16 protein-coding genes are annotated in these 15,839 nt (G+C 74.9%); 7 read left to right on the forward strand and 9 right to left on the reverse strand.

Annotated elements, in window-relative coordinates; all coding sequences use genetic code 11:
- Positions 1-3: 3 nt before the first annotated feature.
- From ACGFIG_RS17050 to ACGFIG_RS17060, 3 genes are all read right to left on the reverse strand, one after another.
- Positions 4-669 carry a malonic semialdehyde reductase gene (locus ACGFIG_RS17050; protein ID WP_393003835.1) on the reverse strand — a complete coding sequence of 222 codons (666 nt, stop codon included), beginning with the start codon at positions 667-669 and terminating at the stop codon, positions 4-6.
- Complete coding sequence (locus ACGFIG_RS17055; protein WP_393004683.1) at positions 666-1,238, reverse strand: flavin reductase family protein; 573 nt, start codon at positions 1,236-1,238, stop codon at positions 666-668. Before ACGFIG_RS17055 ends, ACGFIG_RS17050 begins: the two co-directional genes overlap by 4 nt.
- 215 nt (positions 1,239-1,453) lie before the next feature.
- A complete protein-coding gene (locus ACGFIG_RS17060; protein WP_393004685.1) occupies positions 1,454-1,531 on the reverse strand; it encodes a putative leader peptide in 78 nt (25 codons plus the stop codon).
- Positions 1,532-1,779: 248 nt separating this feature from the next.
- On the opposite strand from ACGFIG_RS17060, the gene ACGFIG_RS17065 reads away from it, so the two are divergent.
- Positions 1,780-1,959, forward strand: coding sequence for a DUF4236 domain-containing protein (locus ACGFIG_RS17065; protein ID WP_007075522.1), 180 nt, complete (start codon positions 1,780-1,782; stop codon positions 1,957-1,959).
- Between the two features lie 71 nt (positions 1,960-2,030).
- Here the strand turns inward: ACGFIG_RS17065 and ACGFIG_RS17070 are convergent, their stop codons facing one another.
- Both ACGFIG_RS17070 and ACGFIG_RS17075 read right to left on the reverse strand, forming a co-directional pair.
- A complete protein-coding gene (locus tag ACGFIG_RS17070; RefSeq protein WP_393003837.1) occupies positions 2,031-2,921 on the reverse strand; it encodes a hypothetical protein in 891 nt (296 codons plus the stop codon).
- A 161-nt stretch (positions 2,922-3,082) separates the two neighbouring features.
- On the reverse strand, positions 3,083-3,604 hold the full coding sequence (locus ACGFIG_RS17075) for a VOC family protein (RefSeq protein ID WP_393003839.1): 522 nt from the start codon (positions 3,602-3,604) through the stop codon (positions 3,083-3,085).
- A gap of 50 nt (positions 3,605-3,654) precedes the next feature.
- Here ACGFIG_RS17075 and ACGFIG_RS17080 point away from each other — a divergent pair, with 50 nt between their 5' ends.
- On the forward strand, positions 3,655-4,116 hold the full coding sequence (locus tag ACGFIG_RS17080) for a MarR family winged helix-turn-helix transcriptional regulator (protein WP_393004687.1): 462 nt from the start codon (positions 3,655-3,657) through the stop codon (positions 4,114-4,116).
- A gap of 57 nt (positions 4,117-4,173) precedes the next feature.
- On the forward strand, positions 4,174-5,829 hold the full coding sequence (locus tag ACGFIG_RS17085; protein WP_393003841.1) for a tetratricopeptide repeat protein: 1,656 nt from the start codon (positions 4,174-4,176) through the stop codon (positions 5,827-5,829).
- Positions 5,830-6,054: 225 nt separating this feature from the next.
- On the opposite strand, the gene ACGFIG_RS17090 is transcribed toward ACGFIG_RS17085, so the two are convergent.
- Positions 6,055-7,686 (reverse strand): sensor histidine kinase, encoded by a 1,632-nt coding sequence (locus tag ACGFIG_RS17090; RefSeq protein WP_393003843.1) that lies wholly within the window; start codon positions 7,684-7,686, stop codon positions 6,055-6,057.
- Entirely contained in the window at positions 7,683-8,339 is a 657-nt protein-coding gene (locus tag ACGFIG_RS17095) for a response regulator transcription factor (protein WP_393003845.1), read from the reverse strand. Before ACGFIG_RS17095 ends, ACGFIG_RS17090 begins: the two co-directional genes overlap by 4 nt.
- Positions 8,340-8,433: 94 nt before the next feature.
- Between ACGFIG_RS17095 and ACGFIG_RS17100 the strand changes: the two genes are divergently transcribed.
- Both ACGFIG_RS17100 and ACGFIG_RS17105 read left to right on the forward strand, forming a co-directional pair.
- Positions 8,434-9,546 (forward strand): outer membrane lipoprotein carrier protein LolA, encoded by a 1,113-nt coding sequence (locus ACGFIG_RS17100; RefSeq protein ID WP_393003847.1) that lies wholly within the window; start codon positions 8,434-8,436, stop codon positions 9,544-9,546.
- Between the two features lie 175 nt (positions 9,547-9,721).
- Complete coding sequence (locus ACGFIG_RS17105; protein WP_393003849.1) at positions 9,722-12,028, forward strand: HelD family protein; 2,307 nt, start codon at positions 9,722-9,724, stop codon at positions 12,026-12,028.
- A 108-nt stretch (positions 12,029-12,136) separates the two neighbouring features.
- Here the strand turns inward: ACGFIG_RS17105 and ACGFIG_RS17110 are convergent, their stop codons facing one another.
- Entirely contained in the window at positions 12,137-12,544 is a 408-nt protein-coding gene (locus ACGFIG_RS17110) for a hypothetical protein (protein WP_393003851.1), read from the reverse strand.
- A gap of 339 nt (positions 12,545-12,883) precedes the next feature.
- Between ACGFIG_RS17110 and ACGFIG_RS17115 the strand changes: the two genes are divergently transcribed.
- On the forward strand, positions 12,884-13,288 hold the full coding sequence (locus ACGFIG_RS17115; RefSeq protein WP_393003853.1) for a hypothetical protein: 405 nt from the start codon (positions 12,884-12,886) through the stop codon (positions 13,286-13,288).
- Positions 13,289-13,357: 69 nt separating this feature from the next.
- On the opposite strand, the gene ACGFIG_RS17120 is transcribed toward ACGFIG_RS17115, so the two are convergent.
- Positions 13,358-14,311 carry a sporulation protein gene (locus tag ACGFIG_RS17120; protein ID WP_393003855.1) on the reverse strand — a complete coding sequence of 318 codons (954 nt, stop codon included), beginning with the start codon at positions 14,309-14,311 and terminating at the stop codon, positions 13,358-13,360.
- A 244-nt stretch (positions 14,312-14,555) separates the two neighbouring features.
- Between ACGFIG_RS17120 and ACGFIG_RS17125 the strand changes: the two genes are divergently transcribed.
- Positions 14,556-15,761 (forward strand): alpha/beta hydrolase family protein, encoded by a 1,206-nt coding sequence (locus tag ACGFIG_RS17125; RefSeq protein ID WP_393003857.1) that lies wholly within the window; start codon positions 14,556-14,558, stop codon positions 15,759-15,761.
- Positions 15,762-15,839 lie beyond the last annotated feature (78 nt).

The raw sequence follows: 15,839 nt of genomic DNA on the forward strand, positions 1-15,839 counted from the left end.
GCGTCACAGCGTGGTGATCACCTCGGCGGCGTCCAGCCGGGGCAGTCGGTCGTGCCACGCGTGCGGCCCCGGGCGGCCGATGTTCATGAGCAGCAGCACCTCGTGCCGGCCGTCCGGGAAGAACTCCTGCCGTACGCCGACGGGATCGAAGCCGGCCATCGGACCGGCGGCCAGCCCCGCCGCCCGTACGCCGACCACCAGGTAGCCGATCTGGAGGGTGGCGTTGAACCGGGCCTGCGCGACCCGCTCCGCCCGGTCACCGAGCCAGTCACGTGCCCGCGGCTGGTGCGGGAACAGCTCCGGCAGCCGCTCGTGGAAGTCCACGTCGGCGGCGAGCACCGCCACCAGCGGCGCGGCGGCGGTCTTCGCCCGGTTGCCGCGGGACACGTGCGGCAGCAGCCGGGCCCGGGCGGCCGGCGAGCGCAGCAGCAGGATCCGCAGCGGCTGGGCGTTGAGCGCCGTCGGCCCGTACCGGACCAGGTCGTGGATCGCCCTGACCTGGGCGTCGGTGACGGGCTCGTCGGTGAAGGTGTTGGCCGTGCGGGCCGCCCGGAACAGCAGGTCCTGGGCGGCGGGATCCAGCGCGAGCAGGTCCCCGGCGCCGGTCGGACCGCCCGTGGGGGCCGCCTGCGGCTGATCGGCCGCCGGGCGGGTGGCCGTCCCGGTCATGACGGCATCGCCGCGCCCGTCGTGGTGTAGTCGCCCCGGTGCCGGACCAGCGGGTCGACGTCCTCGCCGCCGCCGAGGGCGAGCGGCTCGGCGATGAAGAGGGTGTGGTCGCCGGCCGGCACCCGGTGCGCGATCCGGCAGAGCAGCCGGGCCGGCACCCCGGTCAGCAGCGGCACCCCGAACGGCCCCGGCGTCCAGTGCGGATACGCGGCGAACCGGTCGATCCCGCTGGTCGCGAAGACCTGGGCGGCCTCCCGCTGGTGCGCGCCGAGCAGGTGCACGGCGACGTACTCGGCGCGGTCGAGCACGGGCCAGCTCGACGAGGCGACCCCGAGGCAGAACGAGACGAGCGGCGGGTCCAGCGAGACCGAGGTGAACGACGTGGCGGTGAAGCCGACCCGGACGGGCTCGCCCAGGCCGCCGAGGCAGGCCGGATCGACGGTGCCCGGTGCCACGGCGGTCACCACGGTGACGGTCGCGGCCTGTCGGCGCAGCAACGCGCGGAACAGGTCACCGTCCACCGGAAGCAGGTCGGTGGCGTCCGCCCGGGGGCGCGGCACGGTGGTCACGCCGGCACCGGGGTCGGGCAGGGGCCGGTGCGCCAGCGGGTGCCGGTCATCGGCGGTCGGGGCGGTGGCGGCGACGGGCGCCGTCCGGGGTGAGGCCATGAGGGCTCCTGCGGTGTCGACGAGGGGGGACGGCCCACTACGGGGGCGCGGCACGCGGCCGGGCGGTGCAGGGGTGCGGCCGGGCGGGGACCGCGACTCGGGAGGACCGGGTCGGATCAACAGAGGGCGCTCGCGTGGCGGACCAGGTCGACGTGCACGCGGGCCGTGAGGAGATGCTCGTCCCGGTGCGTCATGATCCCATGCTGCCGGGGCCGACCGCCGAGGTCAATGCCCTACCGAGGGATGGGACCCGCGCCCGCGGGGCCCACCGGAATGCCATGTCACCTGCGAAAAGCCCTCCGGCATCACCTATCTGGTTGGTAGGATTTCACGTCGTGTTCGGCCGCATCGTCCACTGGGGAGAGGGCGGGTTTCGCAATTCGTCGTTCCGGGCATGTTCGGGTTCGACAGGGCAGGGAAGGGAATCGAAAGGAGCCCCGCGATGGGTCTGATGTTCCGCAAGCGCAAGAAGTACGGCCCGATCATCCTGAACTTCACCGAGAACGGCTTCTCGTCCTGGAGCATCAAGATCGGTCGCTGGTCCTGGAACTCCCGCGCCAAGGCGCACCGGGTCGACCTGCCGGGTCCGCTGTCCTGGAAGCAGGACAAGTCCCGGGCCTGACGTCCCGAGGTCGAGCGGGGTGCCGGTGATTCACCGGCACCCCGCTCGACGTGTGTGCGGGTGGGCGTCGGTCAGGTGAGCGTGCGTGCGCCCCGGACGGAGATGAGCACGTCGCCGCCGAGCCGACCGTCTTCGGGCTCGCGGGCCACCTCCCCGGCGGCGAGCAGCCCGGTCAGCGCCCGGACGGCGTCGGACGACCGGTAGGCGGTCGCGGTGAGGGCGTGCCGGCGCAGCTCGGTGACCGTACGCGGGCCGGAGCGCGTCAGCTGGGCCAGCAGCTCGTGGCCCAGTGGGCCGGTTTCCGGGGCCGGTACGACGTCGAGGAGCTGCCCCGCCGCGTCGCGGTAGCGCACGCCGGCGGCATCGTCGACGGCCCAGAGCGCCTCCTTGAACGCCTCCAGGCTCTTGTCCGACCCGCTCGCGAAGGCGACCAGCCGCGCCGGGGCGCCGTCGGCGGGCACCAACTCCACCTCGGTCGTCAGCCGGAACCCGGCGTCGGCGAGGGCGGCGCGTACGGGGGCCCCGGCGGCGGTGGCGAACAGCACGTCCGCCGGCTTGCCGGTCGCCGCGGCGGTCAGCACGGCGGGATCGGCGGTGTCGGCGTCCACGACGGACAGCAGGGGCGCGCCGGCCGCGCCGGCCGCCTTCACCGCCACCGGCAGCCGGGCGGGACCGCCGGGCACGAGGTGCACGGCGACGCCCGCCGGCAGTCCCGCCTCCACGGCACCGAGCCGGGCCGGCAGCTCCTCCGAGCCGTCGGCGAGCACCAGCACGGTGAGCTGACGGCCCCGCAGCCGCTCGGCGTGCCCGGCGACCACCCGCAGCGCTGCCTCCGCGCGGCCGGCGTCGCCACCGGCGTACGCCAGGGCGAGGGTGGCCCGGCGGGCGCGGTGCAGCGCCCCCGGCAGCCAGGTCTCCAGGTGTCGGACGAGCAGCTCGCGCAGGACGGCGTCGGTCGGCATGCTGCCGTTCTACCGCACCCCCGCCCCGGGCCGGGCACAGCTCCCCCGACCGGCCGGCCATCGGGGCGTCGCCGGTTCCCCGATGGCCTGCTGCCGGCGGGGCACCGCCGGCCCCCCGATGGCCTGGCTGTCGGCGGGGCGGCGCCGCGCCCAGGGGCGGGTCAGGCCGGTACGGAGACGCCCACGCCGCCGCGGGTCTGGCCGCCGTAGCGCCGCCGCTCGGCGTCCAGGTCGAGCCGGCCGATCCGCTTGCGGGCGGCCAGGGCGGCGTCGTCGAGCCGGTCCGCCGGCACCAGCCAGACGATCTCGAACTCCAGCCCGTCCGGGTCCTGCCCGTAGAGGCTCTTGGTGGTGCCGTGGTCGGACGCGCCGACCAGGGCTCCGGCGGCGGCGAGCCGCTGCGCGGTGGCCTCCAGCTCGTCGAGGGTGTCGACCTCCCAGGCCAGGTGGTAGAGCCCCACGGTGGCGCGGCCGGCGGTGGAGCGGCCGGCGCCCGCGCCGATCTCGAACAGGCCCAGGTCGTGGTCGTTGGTGGAGCCGGGCGCCTGGAGGAAGGCGGCGCCCTGGAAACCGTCCGGCGTCATCGGGATCGGCCGGAAGCCCAGCACGTCGCGGTAGAAGTCGACGCTGCGGGCGAGGTCACTGACGTAGAGCACGGCGTGGTTGAGGCGGTGGATTCCCATGCCACCGACGCTAGCGCGGTTTTGTTGAACGTTCAACTATCTGCCGTATGATGGCCGTCATGACCCGCTGGCTGGATCCCGACGAGCAGCGCACCTGGCGCGCGTACCTGACCGCCTCCCGGGCGCTGATGGAGGCGCTCGACCGGGAGCTGCAACGCGACGCCGGGATGCCGCACGCGTACTACGAGATCCTGGTCCGGCTCTCCGAGGCGCCCAGACGCCAGCTGCGGATGAGCGACCTGGCCGAGGCCAGCGGCTCCTCGCGCAGCCGGCTCTCGCACGCCGTCGCGCGACTCGAAACGGCCGGCTGGGTCCGCCGCGACGAGTGCCCCACCGACCGGCGCGGGCAGATCGCCGTCCTCACCGACGAGGGATTCGCCGCCCTCGCCGCCGCCGCGCCCGGCCACGTCGAGGGGGTACGCCGCCACCTGTTCGACGCGTTGACCCCCGCCCAGGTGGACCAGTTGCGCCGGATCAGCGAGACGCTCGCCGCCCACCTGACCGGTTCCTGACCAATACACTCCCATTCGGGTCTTGTACTTACCGTCGTCGGATGAGCACGATGGGGCGTGCCTTCCGGCTTCGGGGATCTGACTGACCACGCACACCACCTGGTGTCCTCCGGCGACCTCGCCGGCGCCCAACGGCTGCTCGCCGACGCGCTGACCGACGCCGACCCGCGTCCGGCCAACGCCACACCAGAGCTGGCCGAGGCCGCCAGCCTCCAGGCCCGCGTGCTGGTCGCCCTCGGCGAGCCGCACTCGGCCCGGGGCTGGGCCGCGTTCGCGTACGCGGCCACGACCCGGTTGCACGGGCGCTCCGACCAGCGCACAGTGGCCGCCGCGGCCACCCTCGCGGCGGTGCTGCACCGGGTCGGCAGCTGGTCGCGCGCCGCCCGCCTCTACCAGGAAGTGATCATCGAGCTGACCGCGCTCGACGGCCCCGAGTCGCTGCGGGTGCTCGCCGCCCACGCCGACCTGGCCACCGTGGAGTACGCGCGCGGCCAGTGCCAGGTTGCCCGCGACCGGTTGCAGGACGCCTGGGAGCTGCACCGCGAGGTCTACGGCGACGGGCACCCCAGCGGCATCAAGATGCTGGCCCGGCTCGGCGCGATGCAACGCGACTGCGGGCAGTTCACCGAGGCGCACGACAACTTGGCGCTGGCCAGGGAGCTGTGCCGCCAGCAACTGCCGGCGGACGATCCGCTGGCCGCGCAGGTGGCGGGGCTCGCCCGGGCGGCGGCCAACCCGGACCACGTCTGCGCCGACGCCGCACCCGTGGGCCGGGACGGCCCGATCGTGCCGTCCGCGCGCACCCCACCCCCGGGCGACGGACCGTCGACGGCGCAGCACCCCTCGCAGCCGGGTTACCGCCCGACGGATCCGAGCCCGTACGCCGGGCCGCCGCACGCCGACCCGTACACGGACCCGTATGCCGGGGCGCCGCCGTCGGACCCGTACGCCGGAGCGGCGCACGCCGACCGGTATGCCGGAGCACCGCACACGGTGCCGACGCCCCGGCAGCCGACGGAGGACCCGCCGCCCGGTTGGTGGCCGCCCGAGGGCGACGCCGGGGACGGGCCGGCCGACAGCGCCGTGCCGCCAGCGGTCGTGCCGCTGGCCGGCGGTGGCGGCGAGGAGGCCGACGGGGTGCACCGCGTCCGCCGGCCCGACGCACCCGAGGAGCCGTACCAGCCGTCGCGGCTGCTGCCGGTGCCGGTCCACCGGGCACCGTCGCGGCGCGACACCCGGCTGCTGACGCTCGTCGTCGGTGGCGTCGTGGTGGCGCTGCTGGGCACGGCGGCGGTGATCGCCGGGGTGGCGGCGGTCGACGGTGGGTCCGATCCGGCGCCCCCGGCCGCGACCGGCGCACCGGCCTCCACGCCGGCCGGCGGCCCGACCGGCACGGGCGCCCCGCCCGCCGCCGGCCCGACGACCGGGGGCGCGGCCTCCCCCGGCAGCCCGCCCAGCGCGGTGACGCTGCGGGACAACCGGGACAACGTGGCGTTGCGCTGGACGTACCCGGCCGGCGGGGAGGGCCCGGTCGTGATCTCGGGCGGCCGGTCCGGCCAGGCACAGACGGCCTTCGCCAACCTGCCCGCCGGCACCACCGCCTTCGTCGTCTACGGCCTGAACCGCAGCACCGACTACTGCTTCACCGTCGCGGTCGTGTGGTCGACCGACATGATCGCCCGCGCGCCGGAGGTCTGCACCCGCCGGAGCTGACGGACCGGCAAGGACGCCGAGAGCCCGGTGCCGCCGCGCCGGACCACCCGCGCCTCTGCCGGACCACCTTGCCGGACCGCCCGTGCCTTTGCCTGCCGGACCGCCTCTGTCGGACCGCCTCCGCCCTGCCGGACCGCCTCCGCCCTGCCGGACCGCCTCCGCCCTGCCGGACCGCCTCCGCCCTGCCGGACCGCCTTGGCCCCTGCCGGTCGGGCCCGGCGCGCGTCAGGGATGTTCCGGATCGTGCAGGGCCGGGAGCAGCAGCCGTACCCGCAGCCCCGGCCCGCCGGCCCGGTCGGGGTGGGCGTCGGCCAGGTCGACGCTCCCGCCGGCCCGACGGACCAGCTCGCGCACGATGGCCAGGCCGAGGCCGGCGCCGCCGTCGTCCCGGGCCCGCGCGTCGTCGAGCCGGGTGAACCGGCCGAAGACCCGCTCCCGGTCCGCGGCGGGGATCCCCGGCCCGTCGTCGGTCACCGTCACCAGGTGGTACGCCCCCGCGCCAGCGCCGCTGCCGCCCTTTCCCCGGCCGGTGGTCCCGCCGCCCGCTCTCCCGCCGCCGTTTCCGCCGCTGCCCACCCCCGCGCTCCCGCCGCCGCCCGTTCTTCCGCCCTCGGTCCCGCCGCCGCCCGCTCTCCCGCCCGCTCTCCCGCCGCCGCCCGTTCTCCCGTCCGCTCTCCCGCCGGCGTCCCGGCCCCCGCCGTCGGCGGGGCCCTCCCGGCCGGTGGCCGGAGCGGCGGTCAGCACCACCTCGCCGCGGGCGTGCCGGACCGCGTTGTCGACGACGTTGGTCAGGATCCGCCGTAGCTCGTCGGGGTCGCCCTCGGTCCACAGCGGCGCCGCCGGCGGGTCGAGGCGCACCGGCGGCGACGGGTACCGGGCGGCCACCGCCGACAGCAGGGCACCCAGCTCGACCGGCCCGGTGGCCCGCGCCGGCGGGCGCTCGTCGAGCCGGGCCAGCAGCAGCAGGTCGTCGACGAGCCGGCCGAGCCGCTCGGCGTCGGCGAGCAGATTCGCCGACACGGCCGTCCAGTCCGTCCGGTCGGCCAGCCGCCGGGCTACCTCCAACTCCGTACGGATGTTCGCCAGCGGGCTGCGCAGCTCGTGCGCGGCGTCGGCGACGAACGCCCGTTGCCGGTCCCGGGCCGACTCCAGCCGGCCCAGCATCCCGTTGAGCGTGACCGCCAGCCGGTGGATCTCGTCCCGCGACGCCGGTACGGGCAGCCGCCCGCCCCCGTCGCGCCCGGTGATCTCCTCGGCGCCCCGGCGCAGCGCCTCGACGGGGCGCAGGGTCGCGCCGACCACCCGCCACGCCACGGCGGCGAGCACCGCCACCAGCAGCGGGAGGCTCACCAGCAGGATCGTGCGTACGACGTGCGCGCTGTGCCGCACGTCCGCCAGCGACCGGGCCACCAGGACGGTACGCGGGTCGGCGTCGGTGCCCGCCGGTACGGCCACCACCCGTACCGGCCCGGCCAGGCCGACCCGCTCCCCCGACACCGTCAACCGCTGCCGGACGCCGACGTCGATCCGCTCCGGCGACACCATCGGCACCAGCCGGTCGGCGTCGATCGAGGCGGCCCGTACCCGCCCCTCGGCGTCGATCACCTGCACCCGGACCTGACCGCCGGCCACCGGCAGCGGGTCGGGCAGGACCTCCTCGGCGGCGAGCAGCGCGACCGCGTCGGCGGTCCGGAACGCCTCGGTGTCCACGGCGCGTTGCAGGGCCCACCCCAGTACGGCGAGCAGGACGAGCCCGCCGACGGCCAGTCCCCCCGACACGCCGAGCACCCCGACCGCCATCAGCCGCCCGCGCAGCCCCGGCCCGGCGCGCAGGCGCCCGCGCAGCCCGGGCCTCATGCGGTGAGCCGGTAGCCGGCGCCCCGGACCGTCTCCAGCCGCTCCCTGCCGATCTTGCGCCGCAGGTAGCCGATGTAGACCTCGACGGCGTTGGGTGCGGTCTCGAGGCTGGCGTCCCACACGTGGTCGAGCAGCTCGGTCTTGGAGACCACCTCGCCGGGGCGGCGCATCAGGTAGTCCAGCAGCGCGAACTCGCGGCTGGTGAGCGCGACCTCGGCATCGGCCCGGGTCACCCGCCGCCGGGCCGGGTCGAGCCGCAGGTCGCCGACCGCGAGCACCGTGGGGCGTTCGGGGGCGCCCCGGCGCAGCAGGGCCCGCAGCCGGGCCAGCAGCACCACGTACGAGAAGGGCTTGGTGAGGTAGTCGTCGGCCCCGCAGTCCAGCCCGTCGGCCTGGTCGTACTCGCCGTCCTTGGCCGAGAGCATGAGCACCGGGAGCCAGTGCTCCTCGGCGCGCAGCCGGCGGACCAGCTCGTAGCCGGAGAGGCCGGGCAGCATCACGTCGAGGATCATCGCGTCGTAGCCGCCGTGGCGTGCCGCGTCCAGTCCCTCGGGGCCGGTCGCGGCCACGTCCACCGCGAACCCCTCGGCCTGCAAGCCCCGTTGCAGGGCGGACGCCAGCCGCGACTCGTCCTCCACCACCAGCAACCGCATACCCCAAGGGTGCCACCGGCGCGCCCGGGGCCGTACGGCCGTCCTCAGCGCCCTCACAGCGTCGAGGGGGCAGGATGTCGGCAGGAGGTGTCACATGTCCGTCCTGAAGAGCCGTCCCGTCCTGCGCTGGCTGGTCCCGGTGACCGCCGTCGCGACCGTCATCGGCGGCGGCGCCGCGCTCGGCACGTTCGCCGCCCAGGCCGAGCCGAGCCTGCCGCCGCGTACCGCCGCCCAACTCCTGGTCGACCTGCAGACCTCCCGGCTGGAGGGGCTCTCCGGCACGGTCGTGCAGCGCGCCGACCTGGGCCTGCCGCCGCTGGCCGGACTGGTCGGCGGCGACGGCCTGACCGGCCTGCTCACCGGCACCCACACGCTGCGGGTCTGGCACTCCGGGCCCGACCGGCAGCGCGTCGCGCTCATGGACACGCTCGGCGAGCGGGACATCCTGCGCAACGGCCGGGACGTGTGGGTCTGGAACAGCCGGTCCAACACCGCCACCCACCGCACGCTCCCCGAGGGCGCCGCCGGCGCCGAGACCCCGGAGCTGCCGGTCACTCCCGGGGAGGCCGCCGACCGGGCCCTGGCCGCGATCGACCCGAGCACCGAGGTGAGCGTCGGCCGGTCCGCCACGGTCGCCGGTCGCGACGCGTACGAGCTGGTGCTCGCCCCGCGCGACGCCGCCTCGCTGGTGCACCAGGTGCGCATCGCCATCGACGCGCGGCAGCACGTGCCGCTGCGCTTCGAGGTCTTCGCCGACGGCAGCGACAAGCCGGCCTTCGAGATGGCCTTCACCCAGGTGTCGTACGCCCGGCCGGACGCCGACCAGTTCACCTTCAACCCGCCGCCCGGTGTCAAGGTGACCGAGGAGACCGCCGGCAGGCAGCACGCCGACGTGCCCGGGAAGCGGCCCATGGCCAGCGCGCGGCCGGACGTGCGTACCGTCGGCGAGAGCTGGACCACCGTGGTGGTCGCGCGGCTCGACGGCGCCGGCGCGCCCGCGGACCGACCGGCCGCCCCCGGCCGCGCCGGGAACGGACCGACCGGCGACCCGGCGGCGCTGCTCGGCGCGCTGCCGAAGGTCAGCGGCGACTGGGGCAGCGGCCGGCTGCTGACCGGGAAGGTGTTCAGCGTGCTGCTCACCGACGACGGCCGGCTCATCGCGGGCGCGGTGACGCCGGAGCGGCTCTACGAGGTGGCGAAGGGCTGAGCATCGGCAGTCCGACGGGGTCCGCCGTTTCGGCGGGCCCCGTCGTCTGCGTGGGGTGGCCGGCGGCATGTGCCCGGCGCGCTTGGTCACGGCGACCGGCGCACGGTATCTTTCTCAGTTCAGGCAACAAAAAAGAACGGCCATTCATAGCCGTTCCGAGAGAGATTATAGGCAAATGGGAGACGGCTTGTCAAGGCATTCCGCCGATTCCACGGAATTGCAGCCGAACGACGAAATCGGTCGCGAACAGGAATACGTCTCGATGCTCTACCGCCGGCTGGACGAGCTGCGTGAGCAGGCCGCCCGTCGGCTGACCGAGGAGTTGCGGGCGACCGGTGGCACCCGTCAGGCACTCTCCCAGCGCGACAGCGCCGTGCGGATGTACGCCGACCAGGTCGAGCAGTTCTCCGCCGTCGAGAGCGGCCTCTGCTTCGGTCGGCTCGACACCGACGAAGGCGGTCCCCACTACATCGGCCGGATCGGGATCTTCGACACCGACGGCGACTACGACCCGCTGCTGATGGACTGGCGCGCCCCGGCGGCCCGCGCCTTCTACCTCGCCACCGCCGCCAACCCCCAGGGCGTACGCCGCCGCCGGCACCTGCGTACCCGCGAGCGCAAGGTGGTCGCGCTCAACGACGAGGTGCTGGACCTCGCCACCGCCTCCCCCACCGCCCACGAGGAACTGACCGGCGAGGCGTCGCTGCTCGCCGCGCTCAACGCCGGGCGCACCGGTCGGATGCGCGACATCGTCGAGACCATCCAGGCCGAGCAGGACCGCATCATCCGCGCCAGCCTGCCGGGCGTACTCGTGGTGCAGGGCGGCCCCGGCACCGGCAAGACCGCGGTCGCGCTGCACCGCGCGGCGTACCTGCTCTACACCCACCGGGAACAGCTCTCCACCCGGGGCGTGCTCATGGTCGGCCCGAACGCCACGTTCCTGCGCTACATCTCCCAGGTGCTCCCGGCGCTGGCGGAGACGGGCGTGCTGCTGCGGACGCAGGGCGATCTCTTCCCGGGCGTCAGCGCCCGCCGTGCCGAGCCCGCCGAGACCGCCGCCCTCAAGGGCCGCGCGGTGCTGGCCGAGGTGCTGGCCGCCGCCGTCCGAAACCGGCAGTGGGTGCCCGACGAGCCGCTGGAGATCGAGCTGCCGCAGCAGGAGGTGCTGCGGCTCGACCCGGAGACCGTACGCGCCGCCCGGGAGCGGGCCCGCCGCTCCGACCGGCCACACAACCTGGCCCGGGCGCTCTTCGACGTCGAGATCGTCCACGCCCTCGCCGCGCAGGTCGCCGAGCGGATCGGCGCCGACCCGCTGGGCGGGGAGAACCTGCTCGACGAGGCCGACGTGGCGGAGATCCGCCGCGAGCTGCGCGAGGAGCCCGAGGTGCGGGCCGCGCTGGACCAGCTCTGGCCGGTGCTCACCCCGCAGCGCCTGCTCACCGACCTGTACGCCTCGCCCGACCGGATCGCCGCCGCCGCGCCCATGCTCACCGACGACGAGCGGGCCATGCTGCACCGCGAGCCGGGCGGCTGGACGCCGGCCGACGTACCGCTGCTCGACGAGGCGGCCGAGCTGCTCGGCGAGGACGAGCGGGCCTCCGCCGCCCGCCGGGAACGGATCCGGGCCATGCAGCGGGAGTACGCCGAGGGCGTGCTGGAGATCGCCAGGGGCTCCCGCTCCATCGACGTGGAGGACGAGGCCGAGGGCGGCGAGATCCTCGGCGTGACCGACCTGCTCGACGCCGACCGGCTGCTGGAGCGGCAGGAGGAGGCGGACCGGCTGACCACCGCGCAGCGGGCCGCCGCCGACCGGCGCTGGGCGTTCGGGCACGTGATCGTCGACGAGGCGCAGGAGTTGTCGCCGATGGCCTGGCGGCTGCTGATGCGCCGCTGTCCGAGTCGCTCGATGACCATCGTGGGCGACGTGGCGCAGACCGGGGCGCTGGCCGGCACGCCGTCCTGGGCCGACGCGCTGGAGCCGTACGTGGCGCAGCGCTGGCGGCTGGAGGAGCTGACCGTCAGCTACCGCACCCCGGCCGAGATCATGGCGGTCGCCGCCGAGGTGCTCACCGAGATCGACCCGGCGCTACGCCCGCCCCGCTCCGTACGCTCCAGCGGGGTGCCGCCGTGGGACCGCGCGGTGGCCCCCCAGCGGCTGGCGGCGGAGCTGGTGGTCGCCGCCACCCGGGAGGCGGCCGGCCTGGACGACGGCCGGCTCGGGGTGATCGTGCCGGCCGGCCGGGTCGACGAGCTGGGCCCGGCGCTCACCGCCGCCCTGCCCGAGGCGGCCGTCGGCGAGGACCCGGAGCTGGAGAGCCGGGTGGTGGTGCTCACCGTCGGCCAGGCGAAGGGCCTCGAATTCGACTCCGTCCTCCTGGTCGACCCCGACCGCATCGTGGCGGAGTCGCCCCGGGGCCGCAGCGATCTCTACGTCGCCCTCACCCGCGCCACCCAACGCCTGGGCATCCTCCGCCCCACCTGACCCGGCAGGCGACGGGGTGGGCCACTTCGGGGTGAACCACCTGACCCGGCAGGCGACGGGGTGCGTCACTCCGGGGTGAACCACCTGATCCGACAGACGACGGACGGGTCACTCCGGGGTGAAGTCGCCGACCTGGCTGGCGGGGCCGGACTGGTCGCTGGTGGAGCCGCCCGCCGGGGTGCTCAGCCCGCCGGTGGTGGCGTCGCCCGTGGTGGTCGGCGCCACCTTGCCGGGGTGCCGCTCCGGCTGCCGCGCCAGCCGGCGGACGGACGCCGGGCCGGCGGTGCCGCCGGTCGTGGTGACGGCGCCCTGCCCCCGGGTGGGTCCGCCGTCCCGCAACACCTCAGGATCGACCGGAACGTGCGCCGGGTCGTCCGGGTCCTCGTCCTGGATGACCCGCTGCACGTCCGTCTGGGGCACGGTGACCTCGTCGAGGGCGCCCTCGCCGTACGCGCCGCCGGCGATGCGCTCCTCGGCCCGCCGGGCGGCGTCCTGCCGCATGTCGTCCTCACGCATGTCCATCACCTCGCAGGAGTGTCGTTGCGGGATGCGTGCCCGACGTCCGGACCGACAAACCCGCCGCCCGAGCCCTCCCACCTCGGTCGATCATGCAATCGTGTGCCCGTTAGATCCTTGTTCAGGCGTTTTGCGCCTCACCACGGCTGCATGATCGACGCCGGCTCTCGGGGGCGGGACGGCGGGCGACTTTTTTTGGCCGCCGTCGGCGTTACTGCCTCCGCCGGGTCGGGTAGACGGCGGTTGTCCCCGCCATGAACGCGAACCGTGCCGTGGCCGACACGCGGTAGCGGGGCGAGGGAACGCAGGTACGACTCATCGCATCCTGAGGAGGACAAGATGAGCACGCAGGCTGCTTCCACCAGGCCGACCAACCGGCCGACCCAGGACATGCCCAACCGGGCGATGCAGGACAGGGCCATGCAGGAACGGGCCATGCAGGAGACGCCCACCCGTCCGATGCCGATGATGCACGACGGGCACCGGGAGGCCATGCAGGCGCCCGGCACGGAGACCAAGCCGGCGCTGCGGACCACCGAGTTCTGGGTCTACATCGCCGCCGTGATCGGCGTGCTGGCCGCCTCGCAGCTCGTCGGCCGGAACTCGGCCGGGGTGGACATCTTCCGGGCCGACAACGCCTGGTTCATGATCACCCTGCTGACCCTCGGATACCTGGGTAGCCGTGGTCTGGCCAAGGCCGGCAGCAACTGGCGCAGCGGTGAGGAGCGCAAGGCCCGGCACTGACCGGGAGACGCGCACCACGGCAGACGGCCCCCGGGACCACGGTCCCGGGGGCCACTGTCGTGTGCGCTGCTACTCCTCGAAGCCCCAGTCCTCGGCGAAGTCGCCCTCGATCGCGTCCTCGATCATCTCTCCGGCGACCATCCCGCCGACGACCCCGAGCGCGGCACCGGCGACCACGCCACCCATGCCGACACCCCGGCCGTGCCCGTGCCCGTGCCCGCCGAAGCCGTGCGCGCCACGCAGGCTGCCGTAGCGGGACGTGGTCTCCCGCAGCCAGCCGTCGACCAGCTGGACCCAGTCGGTCCGGTCGGCCTCGGTGTGCGCGACCCGGTAGTGACCGAAGGCGTCGTGCCCGGCGGTCAGGAAGCCGCCGCGCTTGTCGCACTCGAGGATGACCTCGACGCCGTGCGGGCTGGTGACGAAGGTCAGCTCGACCTCGTTGATCGTGCCCGCGTACTGCGGCGCGGCGAAGAACTCGATCTCCTGGTAGAACGGCAGCGTCTGCTGCGTGCCCCGGATGTGGCCGCGCTCCAGGTCGGCGTGCTTGAACCGGAAACCGAGCTGCTGGAACGCCTCGAGGATCCGCTCGTGCACCGGCAGCGGGTGCACGTTGACCTGGTCCAGGTCGCCCTTGTCCACCGCCCGCGCGATCGCCAGCTCGGTGCGCAGCCCCATCGTCATGCCGCGCAGCCGCTGACCGTAGACGTCGGTGATCGGGGTCTCCCACGGCATCGGGAGCTGGAACGGGATGGCGAGCTGCTGCTTCGCGCCGAGCTGGAGCGGGCCGCTGACCGGCAGCCGGTGGAACTCCATGACGCCCGCGTACTCCGTGTCGTGGCCCTCGATCTCGACCCGGGTGACCAGGCCGACGACGATCTGCTCGATGTTGGCCGGCGCGTCGCCGCCGAGCAGGTTCACCTGGCCCTCAAGGGTCAGGCCGGGCCGGGTGTTCGGGTTGGTCAGGACGGTGTCGACGCTCGGCCCGCCCACGCCGAGCGCGCTCAACATCTTCTTGAAGACCATCGGAACTCCCGTGCAAAGACACCCTGCTCCACCTTGGAGCCGGTCGCTGACTTGCCCGGACCCTATCGAGAACCGCTGTGAAGTGCCTGTGAAGGCACGCCGGGGCCGGCGGACACCGGGGGACAGCCGCCGGGCGTACGCCCGTGGGCTCCCCTACCCGCCCGGAGAACAGCCCGTGGGCCGACGCCGCGGCCCTCGTCGCCCGACACCGTGGAGACACGTTGTCGATACGGCAGGAGGGCACATGACAGCACCAGTCACGGCGCGCATCGACCGGGTACGGATGACGCGACGACGCCTGATCGGCACGGCGCTCGCAGTCGGGGGCGCCGTGCCGATCGGCGTCGCGGGCCGCGCGTCGGCGGCCCAGAGCACCCCGGTACGGCTCACCCTGCCCGCGCCCACCGGCCCGTACCCGGTGGGCACGGTGCGACTGCACCTCGTCGACCGGGCGCGCCCGGATCCCGTTGCCGGCCCCGGGCGTCACCGCGAGTCGATGGCCAGCGTCTGGTACCCGGCCCGCGACGTCGGGCAGTACCCGCGGACGCGGTGGACGGCCCCGGCCGTCCTGCGTGCGTACCTCACGTCCGGGGGATTCCCGGCCGACGTCGCGCTCGCGCCCCTCACGGTCGGCCACGAGGGCGCACCGGTACGGCGAACGGGCGCACGGTTGCCCGTCGTCGTGTTCTCGCACGGCGCGCACGATCACCGCGCCAGCAACACGATCATCGTCCAGGAACTCGCCAGCCACGGGTACGTGGTGGTCACGGTGGATCACACGTACGACGCGTTCACCGAGTTCCCCGACGGCCGGCTCCTCGTCCCGCTCGACGACGTGGCGCTGTTCCCGGCGGACTTCGCCACGGACATCCGGTTCGTCCTCGACCGCCTTGAGGACGTCGCCGCCGGACGCAATCCCGACGTACGACACCGGCCGCTGCCGACCGGCCTGTCGGGTGCCCTCGACCTGCGACGCATCGGCATGTTCGGCTGGTCGAAGGGCGCGACGGCGACGGCCCTCGTCATGAACGACGACCAGCGCGTACGGGCCGGGCTGGGCCTCGACGGCCCGATGCAGTCGCGACCGCCGCTCACCACTGACCTGGATCGGCCGTTCATGCTGATGACCGCACGGTTCACGCGGGCCGAGGAGCCGAGCGTCGCCCAGTTCTGGTCACACCTGCGCGGATGGCGGCGCGACGTCCAGGCCGACGGCGCGGTCCACTCGTCGTACGGCGACAACCAGGTGCTGATCCCGCAACTGGCGAAAGCCGTGGGGATGAGCGACGAGGAGCTACCGGGCTGGATCGGCACGCTGGATCCGGCCCGGGCGCAGCGGATCCAGCAGGCGTACCCCCTCGCGTTCTTCGACCTGCATCTGCGGGGGCGGCGTGGGCGCCTGCTCGACGGCCCCAGCGCGGCCTTCCCGGAGGTGAAGTTCATTCCGTGAGGGCGACGGACCGCGGCGCGGCACCAGGCCCGCGCCGTGGTCCGCGCCGGTCACCGGCGCGCCCGGGTCCGGCTCCTG

Source organism: Micromonospora sp. NPDC049048, from assembly GCF_043197615.1.
Taxonomy (GTDB): Bacteria; Actinomycetota; Actinomycetes; order Mycobacteriales; family Micromonosporaceae; genus Micromonospora.

What these genes read in the sequence shown, in the direction of transcription:
- ACGFIG_RS17050 (WP_393003835.1), bottom strand. Translation starts at nt 669, where the DNA reads ATGACCGGGACGGCCACCCGCCCGGCGGCCGATCAGCCGCAGGCGGCC.
- ACGFIG_RS17060 (WP_393004685.1), bottom strand. Translation starts at nt 1,531, where the DNA reads ATGACGCACCGGGACGAGCATCTCCTCACGGCCCGCGTGCACGTCGAC.
- ACGFIG_RS17065 (WP_007075522.1), top strand. Translation starts at nt 1,780, where the DNA reads ATGGGTCTGATGTTCCGCAAGCGCAAGAAGTACGGCCCGATCATCCTG.
- ACGFIG_RS17070 (WP_393003837.1), bottom strand. Translation starts at nt 2,921, where the DNA reads ATGCCGACCGACGCCGTCCTGCGCGAGCTGCTCGTCCGACACCTGGAG.
- ACGFIG_RS17075 (WP_393003839.1), bottom strand. Translation starts at nt 3,604, where the DNA reads ATGGGAATCCACCGCCTCAACCACGCCGTGCTCTACGTCAGTGACCTC.
- ACGFIG_RS17080 (WP_393004687.1), top strand. Translation starts at nt 3,655, where the DNA reads ATGGCCGTCATGACCCGCTGGCTGGATCCCGACGAGCAGCGCACCTGG.
- ACGFIG_RS17090 (WP_393003843.1), bottom strand. Translation starts at nt 7,686, where the DNA reads ATGAGGCCCGGGCTGCGCGGGCGCCTGCGCGCCGGGCCGGGGCTGCGC.
- ACGFIG_RS17095 (WP_393003845.1), bottom strand. Translation starts at nt 8,339, where the DNA reads ATGCGGTTGCTGGTGGTGGAGGACGAGTCGCGGCTGGCGTCCGCCCTG.
- ACGFIG_RS17100 (WP_393003847.1), top strand. Translation starts at nt 8,434, where the DNA reads ATGTCCGTCCTGAAGAGCCGTCCCGTCCTGCGCTGGCTGGTCCCGGTG.
- ACGFIG_RS17105 (WP_393003849.1), top strand. Translation starts at nt 9,722, where the DNA reads ATGGGAGACGGCTTGTCAAGGCATTCCGCCGATTCCACGGAATTGCAG.
- ACGFIG_RS17110 (WP_393003851.1), bottom strand. Translation starts at nt 12,544, where the DNA reads ATGCGTGAGGACGACATGCGGCAGGACGCCGCCCGGCGGGCCGAGGAG.
- ACGFIG_RS17115 (WP_393003853.1), top strand. Translation starts at nt 12,884, where the DNA reads ATGAGCACGCAGGCTGCTTCCACCAGGCCGACCAACCGGCCGACCCAG.
- ACGFIG_RS17120 (WP_393003855.1), bottom strand. Translation starts at nt 14,311, where the DNA reads ATGGTCTTCAAGAAGATGTTGAGCGCGCTCGGCGTGGGCGGGCCGAGC.
- ACGFIG_RS17125 (WP_393003857.1), top strand. Translation starts at nt 14,556, where the DNA reads ATGACAGCACCAGTCACGGCGCGCATCGACCGGGTACGGATGACGCGA.